Here is a 5,000-nt window from a genome sequence, read left to right on the forward strand (position 1 = left end):
GTGCCCGCCCCTCGCGCGCCCCGACCCACCGGCTCCGGCGGTACGCCCCGAACCGGCCCTCCGTCGCCCGTCGCCGGTGCTCCGCGCAGCCGCCCGGTAGGCAGCCCGCCCCGTTTCGACCTCTTCGTGCCCGATCCGCCGCGTCCCGGCCCCCGCCCACCCACGGTCGCCTCACCCGGCACCTCTCGCCCCTCCGTGGCCGCCCCGCGTGGGACCGCGCACCCGGACGTGGACGCCGTGCCGGGGACGCTGTTCTCACCGACTGCCGCACCGCGCCGGCCGCGTCCGTGGGCACACCTTCCCGTCGACACCCCGCCGCCGGGTCCGGGCGTACCGCCGCCGGGCGTGCCACGGCCGGGTCCGGGCGTTCCACCGCCGGGGCGGGCGTACCCGACCGACCTGGACGGGCCGATCCCGCCGGATGTGGAGGGTCGGGCCCCGGTCGGCGCCGGTGCCCGCGTCCGGACCCGTCGCGTGGAACGGGTCGAGCGGCCCGGCCGTCGCCCGTGGTCGCTGCCGCTGGCCGTGGTGCTGGTGCTGGTCGGTGTCTTCGCCACCGGGGCCGGGTTGGGGCGGACCGCCGGTTCCCCGCTGGGCTGGGCCGCGACCGGCGGCGATCAGACGTCGGCCTCGGCACCCGTGGCGCGGACCGCGGCCCGACCGGTGAGCCTCTCGGTGCCCTCGATCGACGTCTCCGCCCCGGTGAAGCCGGTCGGCGACGCACCGGACGGCACGATCGGGGTGCCGCCGCTGAGCCGACACCAGGAGACCGGCTGGTACGACCGGGGGCCGGTCCCCGGCGACCCCGGCCCGGCGGTGATCGTCGGGCACGTGGACACCAAGAGCGGCCCCTCGGTCTTCTACGACCTGGGCAGGCTCCGGGTGGGCGACACGGTCGAGGTGAATCGGGAGGACGGCTCGGTGGCGGTCTTCACCGTGGACTCCGTCGAGCGCTTCCCCAAGGACCAGTTGCCGGCCGACCGCGTCTACGGTCACGACGGTCCACCGACTCTGCGGCTGATCACCTGCGGCGGCGAGTGGCTCGGTGGGCCGGACGGCTACGCCGACAACGTGATCGCCTTCGCCAGCCTCACCACCACCCGCCCCGCCTGACCACTGTGCCGGCGTCGTCGTCGGCGCGGCCCGACCCGGCCTCGCTCTCCCTCGGTGCCACGCGCCAGATAGCGGGCGGCTGCGGTCAGGGAACCTGCTGGACGACCTCGAACTCAAGGAGGCTGGCGCCGGAGGCGACCGGGGGACGCTGCTCGGCACCGGGCGGGGCGGCGTGGGCGGCACGGGCGGGACCGTTGGCCCAGTCTTGGTACGCCTGCTCGGTCTCCCACCGCGTGTACACGAAGTAGCGGCTCTCGCCGGCCACCGGGCGCAGCAGCTCGAAGCCGAGGAAACCGGGGGAGTTCTCCACGGCGCGGGCGCGGGCGGCGAAGCGCTTCTCCAGTTCCTCGCCGGCACCGGGTGGGACGTCGATCGCGTTGATCTTCACTACTGCCATGTCTCCACCCTAGACCTGGATGAGCGCAGCAGATCTTGGTACTCGGATGCCCCACGAGGGGCTGTCGCGTACCAGGATCGGCGGGAGAGGTCGCGGGGCGGTGGGGGAGGTCAGAAGGACTCGACCGTCGGGACGAGGTCGACGTCGACCACGATCGGCGCGTGGTCGGAGGGACCCTTGCCCTTGCGGGCCTCCCGGTCCACGTACGCGGAGCGGACCGCACGGGCCACCGGCGCCGAGGCGTACACCAGGTCGATTCGCATGCCCTTGTTCTGGTGGAACATCCCGGCCCGGTAGTCCCAGTAGGTGTACGGGTGCGGCCCCTTCATCGGGGTCGGCACGACGTCGGTGAGACCGAGGTCCCGCAGCGCCGCCAGCGCGGCCCGCTCGGCGGGCGTGACGTGGGTGGAGGTCGCGAACAGGGCCGGGTCCCACACGTCCTCGTCGGTCGGGGCCACGTTGAAGTCGCCGCAGACCGCCAGCGCCGGCCCGCCGGTGAGTTCCGCGTCCAGCGCGTCCCGCAGCGCCGCCAGCCAGGCCAGCTTGTACGCGTAGTGCGGATCGTCGGTGGCGCGGCCGTTCGGCACGTACACCGACCAGACCCGCAGCCCGTCGCAGGTGGCGGCGACGGCGCGGGCCTCCGGGTCGGGGAACCCCGGTTCGCCGGGGAATCCGACCGTGACGTCGGCCAGCCCGACCCGGGACAGCACGGCCACGCCGTTCCACCGTCCGTCGCTGTGGCTGGCCACGGTGTAACCGAGTTCGCCCACCTCGGCGACGGGGAACGCGCCGTCGGGGCACTTGGTCTCCTGAAGGCAGACCACGTCCGGCCCGGTGCCGGCCAGCCAGTCCAGCAGTCGGGGCAGGCGGGCCTTCACCGAGTTGACGTTCCAGGTCGCCAGGCGCATGGTGCCAGCCTGCCGTATCCCGGCCCGGCCTGCCCGGTGTCGCCCGAGCCCGGCGGGTCGCGACGGGCGGTGTGCGGAGGCGATCTGTTAGGAGGGGACCCCTGCTATGCACGAGGCGTTAATAAGGTGCCCTTCCTTACACCTCCGGCGGGCGGGTCTGCTCGGCGAGGAAGCGTTCCAGTTCGGCGCCGAGTTCCTCCGCCGTGGGCAGCGGACCGTTCTCGGCGGCCAGCAGGTTCCGCTCACCCTTGCCCCGGGCGTACGCGTCGTACTGCTCCTCCAGGGCCTGCACCAACGCACTGGCCTCGTCGTTCTGCGCGACCTGCCGGTCGATCTCGACCCGGACCACCTCGGCGGCCGAGTGCAGCCCGTCGCGGGGCAGCAGCAGCCCGGTGCTGCGCGACACCGACGCCAGCAGCACCTCGGCGGCGGCCGGGTACTCGGCCTGTGCCACGTAGTGCGGCACGTGGGCGGCGAAGCCCAGCGCGTCGCGGCCCGCCTCACCGAGGCGGAACTCCAGCAGGTGCCCCACACTGCCGGGAACCTGCACCCGTTGCAGCCAGGGCTCGTAGCCGGCGATCAGGTCACGCCGGGTGGCGTGCGCGGTCACGCCGGTCGGACGGGTGTGCGGCACCGCCATCGGGATCGCGTTGAGCCCGACGGTGAGCCGGACGTCCAGCCGCTCACCCAGGCCCGCCACGGCGGCCACGAACCGCTCCCACTGCAGGTCCGGCTCGGGGCCGGTGAGCAGGAGGAACGGGGTTTCGTCGTCGTCGCGCAGCAGGTGCAGCTCCAACGCCGGGGCGTCGTAGCTCTCCCAGTGGTCCTCGACGAAGGTCATCACCGGTCGCCGGGAGCGGTAGTCGAACATCTGGTCGAGGTCGAACCGGGCGATCGGGCGGGCGTCCAGCGAGGTGAGCAACTGCTCGCGGGCCAGCCGGCTCGCGTTACCGGCGTCGACGAAGCCGGTGAGCGCCTGGATCAGGACCGGTTGGCCGAGGTCGGGCAGATCGTCGGTGAGTTCGTAGAGCTCGTGTGGGTCGAGCACCGGTGCGGCCTCCCTGGTGTGCGCGTCACGGGTCGCCGGGTTGGCGGCGTCCCGATCGCCAGAACGTACCCGTCATCCTGATGCATTCCTGTTGCGGCGGGCCGCTCGGCCCGGCATCGGTGTAGCAACAACCGGCGGGGGTACCGCGTTGCCGTCACGAGGTACACATGGATGAAAGTCACCGAAGGGAGAGCGATGAGCGATTCCGTCCCCGCCGACGGTCAGCCCGTCACCCCGGCGCCAGCCGGGCCGGCGTCCGCGGGCGAGGCCGTCGAGGCCCCGCCGGCCACGCTCTGGGACCGCATGCGCCAGGATCCGCAGTACGCGCCGGAGCACCTCGCCATCGAGGCGGTGCGCCGGCTCGGGCCGGAGGCGGCGCGGTGGGCCCGGCAGGCCCGCGCCGACCATCCGCGCCTCACCGAGGAGGCCCTGGCAGAGAAGGCGGTACGCCGCTTCGTCAACCGGGCGCGGCTCTCCGGTGCGGTCTCCGGTGCCGCCGGGCTGCCCGGCGCGGTGATCGACGTGGGGGTGCTGGCCTGGACCCAGGCGCGGATGGTGCTGCACATCGCCGCCGCGTACGGGGTGGACCCGACACATCCCGACCGTGCCGCCGACCTGCTGGTGCTGCAGAAGGTGCACAAGGTGGCGGCGAGTGCCCGGCTGGCACTGGGAGTGGCGGCCGGACGGGAACGGGCCGGTGCGTTGTTCGGCGGTGGTGGCGGGCAGCAGGCCCTGAGCCGGGTGATGCTGCGGCTGGGCGTACGGCTGGCCCAGATGGCCGGCGTACGTGCCGCGAAACGGCTCTTCGCCAAGGTGGTGCCCGGCGCTGCGGTCGTCCTCGGCACCTGGGCCAACTCCTCTGCCACCAAGGGGCTCGCCGAACGCTCGCGGGCCCTCTACCGCCGACCCGACGGCCCACCCATCCCGGCACCCCGTATCTCTCCCGAGTAGTCCGGCGGGCGAGCCGCCGACGGTCAGTCCGCGTAGCCGGAGGAACGCCACGTCACCTCGGCGAGGCGGGACTGGCCGTCGGTGTCGGGGTGGAAGTAGTCCAACCGGTTGACCAGATCCAGGTCGAAGCGGACCCGGTGCACCGCCCCACCGTCGTGGCGGCACCGGGAGCCGTACGCCCGGCAGGCCGCGCGGAGCTGGCTGTTGTAGGCGTCGATCCGCTCCCGGAACTCCGCCCGGCGGGCCCGGTCGGCGGGGGCGTCCGAGGTCGCGTCGGCCAGCAGCGCCGGGCAGACACCCCGCCGCCAGGCGCGGGCCGCCCGCGAGTCGTCGTGGCCGACCTCCCAGAGGCGGTACAGGTCCGGGATGCTGACGACCAGCACCCGCGCCTTCGGGCGGCCCTCGCGCAGCACCCGCAGCCCCCGGTCCACCTCGGCCCGGAACTCGGTCACCGGGGTCATCGCGTCGATCGTGCCCCGGCAGGCGTCGTTGGCGCCGATCAGCACCGTCACGTAGTCGGCGCGGTCGCGTACCGCCCGCTCGGCCTGCCCGGTGGGCCGTCGGTCGAGGCGGCCACCACGGT

General features: G+C 74.0%; 6 protein-coding genes. 2 read left to right on the plus strand and 4 right to left on the minus strand.

The features are described 5' to 3' along the window. Positions 1-474: 474 nt before the first annotated feature. Positions 475-1,113 (plus strand): class F sortase, encoded by a 639-nt coding sequence (locus EYA84_RS26270; protein WP_131056334.1) that lies wholly within the window; start codon positions 475-477, stop codon positions 1,111-1,113. Positions 1,114-1,198: 85 nt separating this feature from the next. Here the strand turns inward: EYA84_RS26270 and EYA84_RS26275 are convergent, their stop codons facing one another. The 3 genes from EYA84_RS26275 to EYA84_RS26285 form a co-directional block, all read right to left on the minus strand. After that, positions 1,199-1,510: an antibiotic biosynthesis monooxygenase gene (locus tag EYA84_RS26275; RefSeq protein WP_131056324.1), complete on the minus strand. Its 312-nt coding sequence runs from the start codon at positions 1,508-1,510 to the stop codon at positions 1,199-1,201. Between the two features lie 110 nt (positions 1,511-1,620). Then, on the minus strand, positions 1,621-2,418 hold the full coding sequence (locus EYA84_RS26280) for an exodeoxyribonuclease III (protein WP_131056326.1): 798 nt from the start codon (positions 2,416-2,418) through the stop codon (positions 1,621-1,623). Positions 2,419-2,554: 136 nt separating this feature from the next. Then, positions 2,555-3,466, minus strand: a complete 912-nt coding sequence (locus EYA84_RS26285) for a proteasome assembly chaperone family protein (protein ID WP_131056328.1) — start codon at positions 3,464-3,466, stop codon at positions 2,555-2,557. A gap of 195 nt (positions 3,467-3,661) precedes the next feature. On the opposite strand from EYA84_RS26285, the gene EYA84_RS26290 reads away from it, so the two are divergent. Continuing rightward, positions 3,662-4,417: an EcsC family protein gene (locus EYA84_RS26290; RefSeq protein ID WP_131056330.1), complete on the plus strand. Its 756-nt coding sequence runs from the start codon at positions 3,662-3,664 to the stop codon at positions 4,415-4,417. Between the two features lie 23 nt (positions 4,418-4,440). Here EYA84_RS26290 and EYA84_RS26295 read toward each other — a convergent pair. Continuing rightward, positions 4,441-5,000, minus strand: a 560-nt coding sequence (locus tag EYA84_RS26295) for a GDSL-type esterase/lipase family protein (RefSeq protein WP_131056332.1), incomplete at its 5' end; no start/stop codon positions are given.

The organism is Verrucosispora sp. SN26_14.1 (assembly GCF_004307965.1).
Taxonomy (GTDB): Bacteria; Actinomycetota; Actinomycetes; order Mycobacteriales; family Micromonosporaceae; genus Micromonospora.

Coding starts and splice junctions, on each gene's coding strand:
- EYA84_RS26275 (WP_131056324.1), bottom strand. CDS start 1,510: ATGGCAGTAGTGAAGATCAACGCGATCGACGTCCCACCCGGTGCCGGC.
- EYA84_RS26280 (WP_131056326.1), bottom strand. CDS start 2,418: ATGCGCCTGGCGACCTGGAACGTCAACTCGGTGAAGGCCCGCCTGCCC.
- EYA84_RS26290 (WP_131056330.1), top strand. CDS start 3,662: ATGAGCGATTCCGTCCCCGCCGACGGTCAGCCCGTCACCCCGGCGCCA.